The organism is Timaviella obliquedivisa GSE-PSE-MK23-08B (genome assembly GCA_019358855.1).
In the GTDB taxonomy this organism is placed as follows: domain Bacteria; phylum Cyanobacteriota; class Cyanobacteriia; order Elainellales; family Elainellaceae; genus Timaviella; species Timaviella obliquedivisa.
The window spans coordinates 81,820-98,232 of record JAHHII010000011.1 but is presented as its reverse complement, the minus strand read 5'-3'; the positions used below and the strand labels follow the sequence as shown (position 1 = coordinate 98,232).

Sequence of the window (16,413 nt, the reverse complement as noted above, 5' to 3'; positions counted from 1 at the left end):
GTAAAGACTGAATATGGCCCCAAGTTATTAAAGCTCTTTTCGCCCTCAGCTAGCCGAACATTCGCTGTTAAACCAGGCACTGTTAGGTCAGGCGCTGATAGATCAGGAATAATCGGCTGTAGAGCAGTGGTCAGTCGCCTCGTTCTGTGCCCGATCGCTTAATGAAAGCGAGAAGAACGTCCGCTAAAGACCCGCTCTAGCTGCTTGAAGTTTTCAAGAACTCGCCCTGTCCCTAGCACAACACAACTTAAGGGGTCTGCCGCAACGTGAACTACAATACCCGTTTCATGACTAATTAGGGTATCAAGACCTTTCAGCAAAGCTCCGCCACCTGCCAGCATGATACCGCGATCGATAATATCGGCAGCCAATTCAGGGGGAGTCCGCTCCAAAGTCCGCTTTACGGCTTCAATAATGACTGAGAGCGGCTCAGCCATCGCTTCACGAATTTCAGGAGCCTTCACAGACACGGTACGAGGCAAGCCAGACAACAGGTGCAAACCTCTCACGTCCATCACCAGTTCGTCGTCGTCGTCGAGAGGATAGGCAGAGCCAACGAAAATTTTAATTTCTTCAGAAGTCCGTTCTCCAATGACCAGGTTATGAACCTTTTTCATGTAATGGACGATCGCCTCGCTCAACTCATCGCCAGCGACCCGCACCGACTCACTCAGCACCGTTCCCTGCAAGCTCAGCACGGCAACTTCAGTCGTACCGCCTCCAATATCAATAATCATGTTTCCGGTCGGCTCAGCAACCGGTAAGCCTGCACCAATGGCAGCGGCGACAGGTTCATCAATTAAAAAAACGTCTCTTGCCCCAGCTTGAGAAGCTGCTTCCATAACGGCCCGACGCTCAACGCCAGTTACGCCGCTTGGAATTCCGATGACAATACGAGGTGAAACTAAAGCCCGACCTTCGTGTACGCGTTGAATAAAATGCTTGAGCATTAATTCGGCGGTGTCAAAGTCTGCGATGACTCCATCTCGGAGAGGACGTAGGGCAATGACATTCCCCGGTGTTCGTCCCAACATTTTCTTGGCATCTTCTCCAACAGCCAGGGGTTCCTTTGTTTCCTGGTCGATAGCGACTACGGAAGGCTCCTGAAGCACAATGCCTTTGCCAGATACATAAACGAGCGTGTTTGCAGTACCGAGATCGATACCCATGTCACGCGATAATGAGAAGCGATTTAAGAAACCCACTAACTTTCTAAGCTCCCAGAACTAGACGGTTGATTGGAGATTGCACGATCGCCAAATACCATGGTGGATCTTATTACGTTTTTCACTCATAGTCTAGTCATTTCATCCAAAGCTTGACGGCTCCTGAATGAAATGACTGTAAAATGAAGAACAATTCAGACAGTTTTGGCGATTTTGTGCACTTCATCTGCCTAGCGCAGATATTTACCAGAAAAAATTTGAGTCGTTTTACTCTAATCCTTCTGTAGATAACTGTAGGCGCAATTTGCGATCGCTTTATCAACAGTTTGATTACAATAGCTAAATGCAGGATTTCGTACTTTTGTACTATCAAAATCCCATGGGTCTGCAAGAGGATAATTATGAGTCTTAATTCGGTAACTTTGGTTGGGCGGGTCGGAAGAGAACCTGAAGTGAAGTATTTTGAATCGGGTAGTGTGGTTTGCCGATTTACGCTTGCGGTCAAACGACGCAGGAAAGACAGCGATGAGCCAGATTGGTTTGAGTTAGAAGTATGGGGACAACCCGCCCAAATTGCTGCTGACTATGTTCGCAAAGGTAGCTTGATTGGGGTTTCAGGCGCATTAAAGTTTGACTATTGGCAAGATAAGAGTACGGGCGTTAGTCGCTCTAAGCCGTTGATTCGCGTCGATCGCCTGGATCTACTGGGTTCTAAACGCGACAATGAGGCGGGTGGAAGCAGTAGTTATGGAAATGATGAGTTTTAACGTGTAAAAGACAAAAGACACCTGAGAGGATTGTCTAGTTACTTCTCTCAGGCTTAGTTTCTTGAGCTTAGTTTCTCAGGCTTAGTTATTGTCTTCATCGTCGCGAAGATCTGCGAAGTCTTGCCGCCTGTTCTGAGGAATAGTCCAATCTTCATTTTCTCCGCCAATAATTAAGCGCTCAATGGTCACGTAATCTTTATTAAGTTGCTCCAGGGCATTGATTAGAACATCAAGGGCGATCGCATCGGAGGTGCCCATATCAAACCAACACCGTGCCCAAGTGCCGTTGTACTCAAATTCTCCAAGGTTATGCATCAATGCCATGAAGCTATTGCTGGATGCATCTTGGTCGTAATCCATGTAACTAATTTCCATGCCAGTGTCTTGAACTTGCAGGTTCTCGGCATTAAACCCGCCCAGCTTTCCTAATAGAAACAGAGAGTTAAACACCTCTTCAACGTACTGACGTTCCATCTCCGAGGGCACAGTACTGAACTCTAACCAAATCCACAGGTCAAAAAAATCACATTCGCGGAATTGTACTTGCATGTCGAAGGCTTTAGGTGAGGTATCAACGATCGCTTATTCGCATCATTGTATCTATACTTTGCGTATCTATCTGCGCTAACCCCACTGCCCGATCGGGCGATCGCCACGTCCAGCAAACAGCAGTTCAGTTTGGAAACTCTAGCGGTTCGGGCTGCGTCTCTATCTTTAACTCACGCGGTTGATGTTGCTCGATCATCCCCTTCACGCTCTCCATGCCAATGATGCTGGGCATCCCATTCCCAGTATTTGTAGTGGGCACAAATACCATCGTTGATTTACCTTCCATACACATTTCGTAAAGCATATTCATCGATCGAAGCTGCAACGCTACTGGGTCATTGGCATATTTGTGAGAAGCTCGAACGATCGCATCTGCCGCCAGTTCCTCTGCCTGTGCCAGAAGCAATCTGGCTCTTTTTTCCCTTTCTGCTGCGGGTTCTCTAGCGATCGCATCTTCCAGTTCTTTTGACACAATCACGTCTTTAATTTCCACCGTAACAATCAACAAACCCCACTGCGTAACCAGTTCCGAGGTATGTTCCCTAACAATGTCACCAATTTTATCGCGCTCTGATAAAAGTTCGTCTAGCTGTGATTTTCCAACCATGTCGCGGATGGCAGACCGAACAGAGAGTTGAGTCGCCCGGTGGTAATCATCAACGTTCAAAACCGAGGCTTTGACATCATTGACCTTGTAAAACACGATCGCATCCACTTCCACTGGAATATTATCTTTTGTCAACCCTTTTTGCAGGGGCACCGTATAAGTGATGATGCGCGTATCAACCACACGTTTCACACTCTGCAAAAACGGCACTAAGAGATACAAGCCTGGTCTAGTTACTTTTGTAAACCGACCCAGCGTAAAGACAACATGGCGATCCCACTCATTGCAAATTTTGAAGGACATTAAAAAGAGGATGAGAGCGATTCCGGCATAAGCGTAAATCATTGCAGCGACTTCATAAGCTATCAGGCTTTCATGAGGTGAGCTTTCCCACAAATTAACCTATAGTTCGTTCTCGCCCGAATCGTATCATGCGAGACGGAGAATTTATATAACTTAAAACTATTGCCCTAAAGTTTACTATCGTGTCCCAGCCCGATCGCCTCGCCAATATTTTCTAACCCCTGTTCTTCTATCTTTTGAACTAACCCTTTCAAAACTCGCTGTACCATTCCTGGCCCTTCGTAAATCCAGCCTGTATAAACCTGTAATAAACTGGCTCCAGCCGTAATCTTTTCCCAAGCATCATCCGCTGTAAAAATGCCGCCCACTCCAATAATCGGTAGGGTGCCTCTGGTTTGCTGGTAGATGAACCGAATTACCTCCGTCGATCGCTCTCGTAAGGGTGCGCCGCTGATGCCGCCTGCTTCTTCGCTGACTCGATTGCCAGTCGTCGTAATGATCTGCGTTTTAAGATGATCTCGGCGGATCGTTGTGTTGGTGGCAATGATACCTGCGAGTCGATGACTTTGTGCCAATTCAATGACAGCGGCGATCGCCTCCCACTCCAAATCAGGCGCTATTTTCACAAACAAGGGCTTTTGGGCAGAGTTTTCTTGCTGAAGCGTCGACAAAATCGGTTCAAGCTGCTCTGTCGATTGGAGCGATCGCAACCCTGGCGTATTAGGAGAAGACACGTTCACTACAAAATAATCACCTAAGTTCTTTAGCAGTTGAAAGCTGCCTAAGTAGTCTGCCGCTGAATCCTCTAGGGCAGTTACTTTAGACTTTCCTAAATTAATGCCAATTGGAATGCTAATCGGGTGAGCGATCGCCCCCTTACTTTTTAATCGCTCTGCCAAACTTTCTAACCGCTCTGCTAAAGCCGCCGCCCCCAAATTATTAAACCCCATCCGGTTCAAAGCCGCTTCATCTAACGGTAACCGGAACATCCGAGGCTTAGAATTACCAGGCTGCGCGTGGAAGGTGACTGTGCCGAGTTCGGCAAAACCAAAGCCGAAGTCTTGCCAAACATTGGCGGCAACTCCGTCCTTATCAAACCCTGCCGCAATGCCAAGAGGGTTAGGGAACTTGATCCCCCATTGAGATTGCTCTAGGCTCGGATGCTCAAAGCAGCAGGTTCGTTTAATTTGTTGGCGTAAAAGGTTCAGCGGGGGGCGATCGCGGTATTGATCAAGCCAGCCCAAAAACTGAAGGCTTTGATGATGAGCTTGCTCAGGGTCTATCTTCAAACCTTGAAATAAAAGCGGACGAACCCCAGATTTATAAATATCCAATGCACTCACCCCAAGGGCTTACAGCTTAAAAGATAGCACTCTCCCTTCCAAGGGCACTCTAGGAAAACCAAGGGGCGCTACGACAAAAGTTCGAGTTTCAAGCTTCTTAAGAGAAGCATTTTTTCAGCATTAGCACAGGAAATTCTGATAGGTTGGCATGGGTTCGCAAAGAGAATCAGTAAGCTATAACAAACAACTCGTCGCCTTAGAACTTGCGCTTCAAGATCTAAGGGAAGAGGAGACTGAAGAGGGATTGATTCGAGTTACTTTAGAGTATCTCAAATCAGATCTACAATATGCTGTGGCTTGGCTCGGTCGGTACGATCGCAGCAGTCATCAGTTGGTGGGCAAAGGTGGCAATTGTTCAACCGGAGGAGATCCAAGCTTCTTTAAACAACGATTTACAGTAGCGCCAGGCAACTTACTAGAGCAAGTGCTTGCACAGCAACACCCCCTAGGAATTCCTAACTTACAAGAAGAATCCAGAGGCGGCGAGTGGAGTATTGCGGCTCGCAAGTTCAATATTCAAGGAACGGTGTTTTTCCCAATTCGTTATAAAAACACTTGTCTTGGGATAGTTTTGCTAGGTTCGGCGCTGTGGGGCACTTCTCCCCATGCTGAGGAAAAAACTCGCCTATCGATGATTTTGGGAGAGTTGGCAAAGTCACTTTATTTATTAGAGGCAGACCAGCAGCGGCAACAACTTAAGCGCCTTGACGAACCATTACTTAACCTTTTGCCTAAACTGCGATCGCTTCCCAATCTTCAAAGACAGCTTGAAGCCATTGTGGATGAAACCCATCGCTTCATGATGCCTCATCGCACCAGCATTTACTGGTACGAACCTAAAGGACGCTATTTTTGGAAGCGATTGGGCAATCGAGGCATTGGCTTTATGGCGAGAGAAGGAAAGCCGTCAGAAGAGATTTCAGTCCAGGAAGTCACTAGCTTTTACTATGCAATGGGCGCTGATCAATTAGTCTCGATAGAAGATGCAGCGAATTTATTGCAGGCAAATCAGACAGGACGACTGACGCAGATGATTCAGGCGCGATCGCTCATTGCGGCTCCCATCATCTACCAAGGAGAACTGCTAGGCTTTTTGTCGGTGGAAGGTAATAAAGTCCAAACTTGGACAGAGGAAGAAAAAAACTTTGTGCGAGGGGCTGCTCATTTGGTTGGACTGACTGCCCCGTTAGATCAAACAGAAAAGGCAATTCAACAAGTAAAGCTCGACCAAGGCTTGACGACTGAAGTGTCACGCGCGCTTCACAGTGAGGAAGACTGGCAAAGTAGCCTCAAAAAATGCACAGAACAACTCTGCCAGAGATTTAAGATAGAACGGTTTTTGGTATTGCTTTACAACAAAGACCTAAAAAAGTTTGAGATTGTTTATCAAAACCAACTTCCTGGCAAACGTCGCCCCTTGCCCACTGTTTTAGAGAGGCTTGCTCCGGTCGATTGGCAAATGTTGGAGCGAAGTTTAGAGGCGATCGCCATTGAGAACTTAGATGATGATCTAAAGCTAGTAGCATGGCGCAAAACGTTTTTAGACCTGGGAATGCGATCGTTGCTCGTTTGTAATACATCAGTGGGTAAACCCCCAGAGGGATTGATTGTCATTGGAGATGATGCAACGCGGAGTTGGAGCCATGTTGAGCGGGAGCTATTCCAAACTGTTAGCCAACAAGTGGGTTTATTAACCCATCAAATTCAGCTTCAACGACAAACCGATCAACTGCAAAAAAATTATCAAGCCGTCCAATGGGGACTCACGACCCTACGGCAAACTCAGGATTTGGAGCGTCTAGAGCAAGTTGCGACTCAGCAAATTGCTAAAATTCTGCAAGCCCCATTGGTTGCGCTTTTAACTTGGCAACCCGGTCGAACTTCGGCTCGCGTCGTTGCGCCTGTCGTTAATCAGCAGCAACAGTTTGGTTTAATCGCCGATCTTTTGATTCCGACCCAAACAGATAGCTTGATCCAAGCTGCGCTACAAGCCGACGGGCTGATATCGCTGGGTCATGATGAAATTTCACCCGAAACTCGCTATTGGTTGAGCGGTTCTGAAATTGGTCAGGTTTTAGCGCTGGCGCTCCGGACTGACCCTGACCATGAGCCAACTGGAATAATTCTGGTAGGCGATCGCCAGAACCGCACTTGGACAGACAATCAGATGAATGTCCTAGGCATTTTGGCAAGCCAGTTGGCATGGTGTCGGCGTAACCTAGGCTTGACCTCAAGTCTAGTGGTTCAAAAAGAAACCCTAGAACAGCTTAACTGGTACAAACAACGCCGCCTAGAAGAGGTTTACCGTATTCTCGGCATGGGCATCCGGCGGCTGAACGAACTGCCCAGCCAGCCAGATACAGCCTCAAATCTGCGCTACCCCCAAATCCTCCGCTACCTTGGCAGCACGCTTTCAGCTATGGCTCCGTTGCTAAAGCATGAGCAGTGGCAGTTCCACGAGCATGATGCATCAATTTCTCTAGCCAGTCTGTTAAAGCAAGCGCTAGAGAGAGTTGATGTCCTCTTTAAGCAGCGTCAGCTTTGGCTACAAGTCCATAACGAGGCAAATCTTAACCTCAATGGCGACATCGCCAAAATTGAATTCATTTTTCACGAAATCTTAGTTCTTGCCTGTGCGCGTTCTCCAGTGGGCGGGCGCTTAGACATTTGGTGTCGTCAGAAGGATGCAAATTTTCTAGATTTGTCTGTGACTGACCAAGGTCGATTAGAACCCCAGTTATTAGAGGCATTGCAAGCTGGACGTTCAACCGATTTGCTGTTGCCCTCTTTGTTGGATCAGCTGCCAGGATTGCACCTTACTATCTGCCAGGGTTTAATGCAGCGGATTGGCGGTGAATTCAACCTATCTACGATGGAAGACAATCGTAGTCTGAGTACCCTTGTCATTCCCCTAAACTCTCGGATGTCAATGGTAAAGTTTACTGAGATTCAAACCTAGAATGTAGGATACTCCTATGCTGGCTGGCTACGGCTTAGCTGGCTTGCTAGGTTTAGCTTGTTGAAAGAAAACCTTGTAGACTTCGTGAGCAATGGGGATCGCTGCCACGCCACCGTATCCGCCATTTTCGACAACAACGGCGATCGCCATCTGAGGCTTGTCATAGGGGGCGTATCCTACATACATGGCGTTCGGTTCGCGTCCAGTCCCAACCTCAGATGTGCCTGTTTTACCGGCTGTCAAAGGAATAGAGCCATCGTTGAGGCTTTGTCCTGTACCTTTCTGCACCACAGCAAGCAAGCCTTGTTGAATCGCTTTAAGGGTGCCAGGAGATAGACCTGTAGCCACTCGCTGGTTGATAGCAGATTTATTTTTACTCATTAATAAATGAGGTTGAACCAGCCAACCCTGATTAGCGATCGCTGCCGTCATCACTGCCAATTCTAGGGGCGTTGCTTGCGCCAATCCCTGCCCAATTGACATGCTGACTGTATCGCCGCCATACCAGGGTTCACCGTAGATCTTTTCTTTAGTGGCAGGAGTGGGAAGGCTGCCGCGTGTCTCTCCTTCTAACCCCAGGTGGGTTGAGCCAATGCCTAGCTTTTTGCCCCATTTTGAGATGGCTTCAGGACCCGTTTTCAACCCTACTTGATAGAAAAAGGTATTACTGCTAAACGCAAAGGCATCTAGGAAGCCAATCACGCCATAGCCCGAATTACTATGTTCCCAAAACTTAGTATCACCCATGCTAATGAAGGCAGAAGTCATGAGAGTTGAGTCAGGGGAGAAGTTTCCCGATTCCATGCCCGCTGCTGCCGTGACAATCTTAAAGGTGCTTCCAGGTGGATACCCTTGAAGAGCACGATTGAGAAACGGCTGATCGCCAGACTGGAGACGCTGCCAATCTCGATCGGAAACCCGTCGCGTAAATGCACCCGGATCAAAAGTTGGTGCACTCGCCATGACCAAAACTTCACCCGTATTAACATCCATCGCCACTACGGCTCCTCGTCTGCCGTTGAGCGCCTTTTCGGCTGCCTGCTGCATGTCCATATTCAGGGTGAGCTTCACATCGCGACCGCCCACCGCAGGTTCAATGCCCAGTAACCTGGTTTCTTTGTCGCGGGCATCAACCTCGACCATCCGTTTGCCCCATTTACCCTCCAACTCGGCATTGGCTAAACGCTCGACTCCCATTTGCCCCACGATCATCCCGTTAGGATAGCTAGGGTGGGCTTTTATATCGGCTTCCGATGCTTCGCCGATGTAGCCTAAAACATGGGCTGCCAATCCGCCATTGGTGTAAGAACGGGTTGAACCCACAAAAACTTCTACTCCGGGAAGCTGCTCCTCTTGCTCTGCCAAAGAAACGATCGCCGTTGGGCTAATTTGCTGACTGATGCGAACGGGCAAAACAGAGTTGTAGCCGCCTTTCTGCTCTTGGATATGCTCAATAATTTCTTTCGCTGAAATGCCTAAAATCGGGCTGAGTTTAACTGCGCTTTGCTGCCACTGTTCAGGACTTTGTTGCCGGGGCCAGAGATAGACCCCATGGGAAATCCGGTTGCTGGCTAAGAGTTTGCCATTGCGATCGCGGATGTTGCCCCGGTCGGCAGGGAGAGGCATGGGGCGAATGCGATTTTGTTCGGCAAGTTGAGCGTTGCTTTTGCCTTGAATAAGCTGAAGTTGCCCCAGCCGAAAGACACAAACTCCCATGAAGAGTGTGATGCCCCCCATAAGAAATGCCGATCGCCAGACAATACTCTCTCGACCCCGCGATCGTTTGACAAGAGATGTAGTGAAACGCTTGTTAGAAAAACGAGGAAGACTACTAGCCATGCACAATACCCTGACACATCTCTGAGGCTTAACAAATACTCTAACGTTGTGATGCTGATAGGTTTCCCACAAAAACGCCTGCATTCAATGCTCTTAACCTAACGCGTTGTCCCTGGCTATGAGTCTTGGATAAACTTCCTACCACTAGACTTCCTAACATTAGCGGGTTCGTCCATTCAGTTTGATACTCCACAATATCTTTATCAAATCTGTATAAGAACAGATTGCGCTAATGAATTAGATCGTTAAAGCGTCGCGATAGGGGAGAATAGGACAGAAATAATCGGCTGTGCTCCTCGAAACCTCCCTATGGATACGAATATCAAAGTCATTCAACCCGCTGGTGTACTAGATGGAAACCAGACTCATCAACTTCGAGGAGAACTGAACGACGTGGTTGGGACTGGGGCAAGGCTAATCTTGGTAGATCTGACCAACGTCACGTTTATGGACAGTTCTGGGCTGGCGGCATTAGTGACTGCTTTTAAGACCGTTCGTTCTGCTGGTGGTAAGCTTTGTGTTTGCTCAGTCAATCAACAGGTCAGGATGCTATTTGAACTGACTAGCATGGATCGGGTCTTTGAAATTTTTGCAGACCAGGAACACTTTATCAAAACGCTCACTTCAGAAGTATAAGCGGATTAATTAAAGTTGACCCGCAGTAGAGACAAATCGTCGTCGAATGTCTCAATGCCACTCATTTGTTGGATGGTTGTCAGAATTTCGTCCAAGTTGACGGTTGTTTCTAGCTCAACTAATGTTTTAGTAAACTCCTTCAGTCCCCAAGACTGATGCTTCGGTTGGCTAATATCATAAACGCCATCACTAAAAATATAGAGTGTGCTGTTTTTGGGAATAGTTTGACGATCGCTAACAAATGTTGCCTCAGTTAACATCCCAATAGGAAAGTTGGGCGTTTTGAGTTGATCAACCTCCATCAGCCCGTCAGAGGTTTGAAATCTCAAAATAGCAGGTGGATGTCCAGCACTCGCATAGGTCAGCTGACGCTTGATTTGGTTGTAAACGCCATACCAAATCGTAAAATATTTATCGTTTTGTTGGCTCATTTGAAATGATTCATTCAATGCCCTTAAAACATCATGAGGTTGATAAAAATTCACATCGGGTAAAGACTGTAACCTCAAAATATTGAGAATTAAGCTAGAGGGCAGCGCCGCGCCTAAGCCATGTCCCGAAACATCTAGTAGATACATGACTAAGTAATCTGGATCAAGCCAAAAATAATCGAAGCAATCGCCGCCCAGTTGGCGTGAAGGAATAAATCGAGCGTCGATGCTAACTGAACCTTGCAAAGGCTTGGGGAGGAGCGATCGCATATAGGTGGCTGCCTCGGTTAGCTCTGCTTCTAACAATTGCTTTTGACTTTGTAAGTCTTGGCTTAACTGCTGCAACCGTAATCCTGCCCGAACTCGTGCCTGCAACTCTCCAATATTAATAGGCTTGGAAAGAAAATCATCTGCGCCTGTATCTAACCCTTGAATGCGATCGGCAACGCCTCCACGCGCTGTTAGCAAAATAAAGAACGTCGTAGACAAGTCAGGATTAGCTCTAACTTGGCGACAGACTTCTAAGCCATCAACAATGGGCATAATCCAATCACAAATGATCATGGCAGGCTGGAGACGTTGAGCATGCTCAATGCCTTCCTGTCCATTGATTGCTAGAACTACTTCGTGCCCCTGATTTTGTAACGCTTTCTTAATTAAAAGTCGAATTACGGAGTCATCATCAATAACCAAAATCTTTGACATAAAAAATGATTTACTTTAACTAGTTTTTAACGTTTATATAGGTGAAATAGATAGGTTAGTATGAAAGATGGAACGCAGCAATTTTGGATATTTTTAAATAGGTAAAGATGCGGATGCTTCTTATCCATGAATCCTTTGTAGAAAATTATTAATTCCTTTAATTCATTTGGAAGCTTAAAATGAAATTGCGAAATGTAATTTCGGCAGACTTCTGCCCCTTAGACCCCCCAAAAAGAGTAAAAATTCTAGTTCGGACTGATCTGAGCCTATTGGCTCAAGTTTTGGATTGGTTTGATCAATTTAAACACCCTACTTTACCCCACACTGTCTGGTTACAGTGTCAATTAGCTCTGGCAGAAGGATTCACTAATGCGGTGCGCCATGCGCATCAGGGTAAACCCCTAGAGGTGCCGATTGAGATTGAGGTCAGTACTCGCAGTCAGGCGATCGAAATTCGGATTTGGGATCAGGGTTCGGGCTTTGATTTGGAACGTTCCCTCAATGCTGTGCCCGCATTTATGGATTTGCTGGCAGAGGGCGGACGAGGGCTAAAGATTATCGAAAAAACTTCTGATGTGTTTAGCTACACTCGGACTGCTGATCATCGGAATTGCTTGCTAATTATTAGAAATTATCCGCCTCAAGCTTGAAACCTTGTCAAAGTAGACTTAGCTTCGTCATTGACACATCCTTAATCATTCCCCAAATAGCCAGGAAAAAACGATGCTGCCTAAGATCAAGCTGAGCCAAAAGGGTAAATGGAAGGAACTCCATAGGTGTAGGGGGAGGATGATCGAGACTTGGGCTAACCAGAGGCTAAGGAAGAGACAGGCGATGAAGATGAAGGGCATGGCTTAGCTCAGTGGTTTTTTGACTTGAACGGCTTGAAGACTGCCCCCTGCGTAAAGCGTGCGCACTGCTTCGCAGATACCGCTAGGGTGGCTCCCTACGAAACCTGTCTGATGCAAAAGCTCAAGGAGATTGGTTCGCAGCAACTGCCAGGAAGTTTCAGTTTCAAACAGTAACAGAAATAGATAAAGCCCCGGAACGAATAAGGGATTGGTAGGAGCATGGAAATCTACAAAGGTAAATGTTCCCCCTGGCTTTAGCACCCGATGCACTTCTTGTAAAATTTGCCGAAGCTGATCGGGCTTCATCTCATGGAGGGCAGCACTCGTATGAACCAGGTCGAATTGCTTGTCTGAAAAGGGCATTGCCTCAGCCCAGCCTTCTACATAGGTGGCGCTTGGTACGTTGTGCTGCGCTCGTTGAATGGAGCGAGGGGAGGCATCCAAACCTGTGACATGGGAGAAGCGATCGACCAGATATGCAGTTGCTTGACCACTCCCGCAGCAAAGGTCGAGAACCTGCATGTTAGGTGTAATGAGAATATCTTGGAGCGCAAGCTGGCGGAAGTTTGCTTCACCGCCAACTGTAAGGGCGGCAAGGCGGCTGATCCCATCGTATAGCTATTGGTAGCGGTAGCTCCAGTCTCTAAGAATTGTTGCCATGGGTGCGCTGTAACCTTCTCTCTTTAGCAGACCTCTTCGTTTTAACTCAAAAAAGTGATGCTTAAATGCTGCTATTGTTTCAGCCAATTCCATTTGGCTCAATTGTCCACCGCCTGCTACAGGCAAATATTGTCGTCAGTCAAAGGCATTTTGGATGAGTTGAACAGCAATTTTGACTTCCTGTTCGGCTTGCTTTAGCCCCACCGGGGTTGCCGGAAAGTTGAGGCTCAGGCGCTGTTGGTGCGATCGTAGTCTAAGGCTGTCCGAACGAGGCGGCAAGATCCCCCTAATGCTTAGCTTTTGCCCTCGTTCGATTTGAAAGCCCATTTGCGCCATCTTTAGCCGTTGATTAACCTAAATTATAGGGTTATCAATGACAGTGTTCTGAGAGACGTTATTGATTGCAGCTTTTAGCGGTTGATTCAGCATTTCATCTGGCTTTGGCAACTGACGGTAGACAGGGCGGCGCTCAGTCTTTAATCTAGTAAGAACTGGGGCGAACTCTACGACATAACCGCAAGGGGTCGCCTTTTATAGACTTTCTCTAGGCTTTTCAGCGTAAGTGCTACCAGGCTAGCGAAAATAAGATGCCGTTATTGTTAAAATCAGTTACATATATTAAAGGAAACGGTGACCACAATGGGGCGAGTCGGAGTCTTACTACTTAATCTGGGCGGACCGGAGCAGCTAGAGGATGTCCGTCCTTTCCTGTTCAACTTGTTTTCTGACCCAGAAATCATTCGGTTGCCCTTCACCTGGCTGCAAAAGCCCTTAGCTTGGCTAATTTCGAGCAGTCGGGCAAAAAAGTCGCAAGAGAACTACAAGCTGATTGGCGGCGGTTCGCCCTTACTGCGGATCACTCAAGAGCAAGGGCAAGCGCTCCAGGCTTCGTTACAGCAGAAGGGACAAGATGCCCAGATTTATGTGGGGATGCGCTACTGGCACCCATTTACTGAGGAGGCGATCGCCCGCATCAAGCGCGATAAGGTCACTCGGCTAGTCATTTTGCCCCTCTATCCGCAGTTTTCTATCAGTACAAGTGGTTCAAGCTTTCGTTTATTAGCAAAGATTTGGCAAGAAGATTCGGCTTTACAACAACAGGTTGACTATACGGTTATTCCCTCCTGGTATAAGCGCCCTGGTTATCTGAGAGCCATGGCAGACTTAATTTCACAGCAGCTAGATCAATTTTCTGAGCCTGATCAGGTACATATCTTTTTCAGTGCTCATGGCGTGCCGCTTAGCTATGTTGAAGAAGCAGGCGATCCGTATCAAAAAGAGATTGAAGATTGCACTGATCTGATTATGCAAGCGCTCGATCGCCCCAATCCTCATACCCTGGCTTATCAAAGTCGGGTAGGGCCTGTGGAATGGTTGAAGCCTTATACTGAAGAGTCAATCGAAGCCTTAGCCGAGCAGGGCGTTAATAACTTGCTGGTTGTGCCCGTCAGCTTTGTTTCCGAGCATATTGAAACGCTTCAGGAAATTGATATGGAGTATCGAGAAGTAGCAGAACAGGCTGGTATTCATAACTTTAAGCGGGTTCCGGCATTGAACACACATCCCATTTTTATTAATGATTTGGCAGATATGGTTGTCAGTGCTATTAACACACCCAGCCTCAAGCTAGATGAAGTGCCGCAGATGATGAAACAAGTCAAGATGTATCCCCAAGAGCGATCGTCAGGATGGGGCATGACCACGGTCGCCGAAGTTTGGAATGGACGACTAGCAATGTTGGGCTTTATCGCCCTAATTGTTGAGTTGGTGAGTGGGCATGGGCCCTTACACTCGATTGGGCTACTGTAGGTTTCTGCCCTGACTTCTAGTTCGGCAGCAGCGGTAGTAGCAAGGTTACAAAATAGTAGACCAAGGGTGCAGTAAACACATAGCTGTCTGCCCGGTCTAGAATGCCTCCATGACCGGGGATGAGTTGCCCAGAGTCTTTAACTCCAGCATCGCGTTTCATCATTGATTCAGTCAAATCGCCCAATAAGCTAGCGATACCAATTAATAGTCCTAATGCCATGCCGCTAAGTGGAGCACCTGCCCACCCTAGTTGCCAAGCTCCAATGGTGGCAACAACAACGCTTCCCATGACCCCAAATACGGCTCCCTCTACAGTTTTCTTCGGGCTAATGTCTGTGAGACGGGTACGACCAAATAATTTGCCAAAGACATAAGCGCCAATATCGGCTGCCCAAATGCAAAAGAATGCCAGTAGGGTGATGGTTAATCCTTGGGGTAGCTCTTGGAGGGTAGGGAGTGGAAAGGGAGGAAGATACCCGCCCAGCGGCAAATTGCCAAACGCGCCCAGCGATCGCAGCCTGACCCAATAGCTTGGTAAATAACCGCCATAGAACAACCCCAGAATAGAGGCAGAAATATCAGCAATACTGGCAAACTTGGGTTGAAACAGAAGATAGAAGCAAATAAAAGTGCCTGCAACTGGCATAACGGCATCTGCCAAGGTGGGAGAAAGCGTCGAAATGACGAGTAGAGCTTGGCTGACGACTAGAGTTGTTTTTCCAGCAGGAACCATGCCCTTGGCTCGGACAAGCTGAAAATACTCAAGTTGCCCTAGGTAGACAATAACTGCAAAACAAAGCGTGAAATACCAGCCACCCAGGAGAATCATCCCCAGAGCAAGGGCGATCGCAACAACGGCACTGAGGATACGAGGCAAGGGCATAATGTTCAGGTGTGGGCAATTTGGATCTAGGGATTGCAATGCAATTTACTTTCAAGCCCAGAGACCTTAAGCCCAGATTAAGAATAACTTTGGCATATCTTGACGCTTTTATCGTAACGAGGTTCAGAAGTTTTGTCTTAAGGAGGAGAGAGGCTTAGATCACTTTTTCTCCACTGAGCACAAAAGTAGGATCAACGGCAGCAAAAACTTGGTGATTCCCTCGAGTTTCCAGACGGTTGACGGCAGACTGTACAACTTCAATATTTCGAGCTTGCAATGTCGCCAACCCTTCGGAAATAGCGTACAGATTTTCAAAATTCATTGCGGTTGCTACAATGCGCCCACCGGGTTGCAGCCGTTGCCAAGCGGCTTGCAAAATCACTTTGAGCGATCGCCCTCCTTCAATACAAACGCAGTCGGGAGATCCTTGCAACTGCTCCAGGCATTCAGGGGCAATACCTTCGATAATCTCTACGTTTGTGACTTGAAAGCGATCGCAGTTCCGCCGAATCAAACTCGCGACTTCTTCATCTCGTTCAACAGCAACAATGCGTCCTTGGGGACAGAGCAACCCAGCCTCTACACTAATTGTCCCGGTGCCTGCTCCAATATCCCATAGCACCGATTGAGGCTGAAGACGTAAATGGGAGAGAATCAGCAACCGAATTTCTCGTTTACTCAGGGGGATTCCTGGTAATTCCTCAAATAAATGATCGGGAATACCAGGGCTAACAGAGTTCCAAAGGGGCGATGGCATGGGCAGTAACAGGGGAAGGAAGAACGGGGCGATCGCGGTAAAAAATTGTATGTAGAACGGTTTTGAGGACAGCGAAATTTTGTGCTTTCCCCTATTGTCCCTTGATGAAATTCTTTTGTCTGCTAGTTCACAGTGTGCTAGTTCACAG

At 47.4% G+C, this 16,413-nt stretch carries 14 protein-coding genes and 1 pseudogene; 5 read left to right on the top strand and 10 right to left on the bottom strand.

The window, feature by feature from the left end; translation table 11 throughout:
* Positions 1-158 precede the first annotated feature (158 nt).
* Positions 159-1,169 (bottom strand): rod shape-determining protein, encoded by a 1,011-nt coding sequence (locus tag KME11_17870; protein ID MBW4517077.1) that lies wholly within the window; start codon positions 1,167-1,169, stop codon positions 159-161.
* Positions 1,170-1,567: 398 nt separating this feature from the next.
* Here KME11_17870 and KME11_17865 point away from each other — a divergent pair, with 398 nt between their 5' ends.
* Positions 1,568-1,933 (top strand): single-stranded DNA-binding protein, encoded by a 366-nt coding sequence (locus KME11_17865; protein MBW4517076.1) that lies wholly within the window; start codon positions 1,568-1,570, stop codon positions 1,931-1,933.
* An 81-nt stretch (positions 1,934-2,014) separates the two neighbouring features.
* Here the strand turns inward: KME11_17865 and KME11_17860 are convergent, their stop codons facing one another.
* The 3 genes from KME11_17860 to KME11_17850 all read right to left on the bottom strand — a co-directional run bounded on the left by KME11_17860 (position 2,015) and on the right by KME11_17850 (position 4,726).
* Positions 2,015-2,482, bottom strand: coding sequence for a DUF3531 family protein (locus tag KME11_17860; GenBank protein ID MBW4517075.1), 468 nt, complete (start codon positions 2,480-2,482; stop codon positions 2,015-2,017).
* Positions 2,483-2,606: 124 nt separating this feature from the next.
* A complete protein-coding gene (locus KME11_17855; GenBank protein ID MBW4517074.1) occupies positions 2,607-3,434 on the bottom strand; it encodes a hypothetical protein in 828 nt (275 codons plus the stop codon).
* Positions 3,435-3,559: 125 nt separating this feature from the next.
* Positions 3,560-4,726 (bottom strand): quinone-dependent dihydroorotate dehydrogenase, encoded by a 1,167-nt coding sequence (locus tag KME11_17850; protein ID MBW4517073.1) that lies wholly within the window; start codon positions 4,724-4,726, stop codon positions 3,560-3,562.
* A gap of 157 nt (positions 4,727-4,883) precedes the next feature.
* Here KME11_17850 and KME11_17845 point away from each other — a divergent pair, with 157 nt between their 5' ends.
* The gene (locus KME11_17845; protein ID MBW4517072.1) at positions 4,884-7,694 is read left to right on the top strand and encodes a GAF domain-containing protein; all 2,811 of its coding nucleotides are present in this window, start codon (positions 4,884-4,886) and stop codon (positions 7,692-7,694) included.
* Positions 7,695-7,721: 27 nt separating this feature from the next.
* Here the strand turns inward: KME11_17845 and mrdA are convergent, their stop codons facing one another.
* Positions 7,722-9,533 (bottom strand): penicillin-binding protein 2, encoded by a 1,812-nt coding sequence (mrdA, locus tag KME11_17840; GenBank protein MBW4517071.1) that lies wholly within the window; start codon positions 9,531-9,533, stop codon positions 7,722-7,724.
* 309 nt (positions 9,534-9,842) lie between these two features.
* Here mrdA and KME11_17835 point away from each other — a divergent pair, with 309 nt between their 5' ends.
* On the top strand, positions 9,843-10,169 hold the full coding sequence (locus KME11_17835; protein ID MBW4517070.1) for an STAS domain-containing protein: 327 nt from the start codon (positions 9,843-9,845) through the stop codon (positions 10,167-10,169).
* 5 nt (positions 10,170-10,174) lie between these two features.
* Here KME11_17835 and KME11_17830 read toward each other — a convergent pair whose 3' ends face one another.
* Entirely contained in the window at positions 10,175-11,305 is a 1,131-nt protein-coding gene (locus KME11_17830; protein MBW4517069.1) for a SpoIIE family protein phosphatase, read from the bottom strand.
* A 179-nt stretch (positions 11,306-11,484) separates the two neighbouring features.
* Between KME11_17830 and KME11_17825 the strand changes: the two genes are divergently transcribed.
* On the top strand, positions 11,485-11,955 hold the full coding sequence (locus tag KME11_17825; GenBank protein ID MBW4517068.1) for an anti-sigma regulatory factor: 471 nt from the start codon (positions 11,485-11,487) through the stop codon (positions 11,953-11,955).
* Positions 11,956-12,159: 204 nt separating this feature from the next.
* Here KME11_17825 and KME11_17820 read toward each other — a convergent pair.
* Positions 12,160-12,816: pseudogene (locus KME11_17820) on the bottom strand (class I SAM-dependent methyltransferase).
* A gap of 135 nt (positions 12,817-12,951) precedes the next feature.
* Complete coding sequence (locus tag KME11_17815; GenBank protein ID MBW4517067.1) at positions 12,952-13,143, bottom strand: hypothetical protein; 192 nt, start codon at positions 13,141-13,143, stop codon at positions 12,952-12,954.
* A 312-nt stretch (positions 13,144-13,455) separates the two neighbouring features.
* On the opposite strand from KME11_17815, the gene hemH reads away from it, so the two are divergent.
* On the top strand, positions 13,456-14,625 hold the full coding sequence (hemH, locus tag KME11_17810; GenBank protein MBW4517066.1) for a ferrochelatase: 1,170 nt from the start codon (positions 13,456-13,458) through the stop codon (positions 14,623-14,625).
* Between the two features lie 16 nt (positions 14,626-14,641).
* Here the strand turns inward: hemH and KME11_17805 are convergent, their stop codons facing one another.
* Both KME11_17805 and cbiT read right to left on the bottom strand, forming a co-directional pair.
* On the bottom strand, positions 14,642-15,508 hold the full coding sequence (locus tag KME11_17805) for a phosphatidate cytidylyltransferase (protein MBW4517065.1): 867 nt from the start codon (positions 15,506-15,508) through the stop codon (positions 14,642-14,644).
* Between the two features lie 154 nt (positions 15,509-15,662).
* Positions 15,663-16,265, bottom strand: coding sequence for a precorrin-6Y C5,15-methyltransferase subunit CbiT (gene cbiT / locus KME11_17800; GenBank protein MBW4517064.1), 603 nt, complete (start codon positions 16,263-16,265; stop codon positions 15,663-15,665).
* Positions 16,266-16,413: the final 148 nt, after the last annotated feature.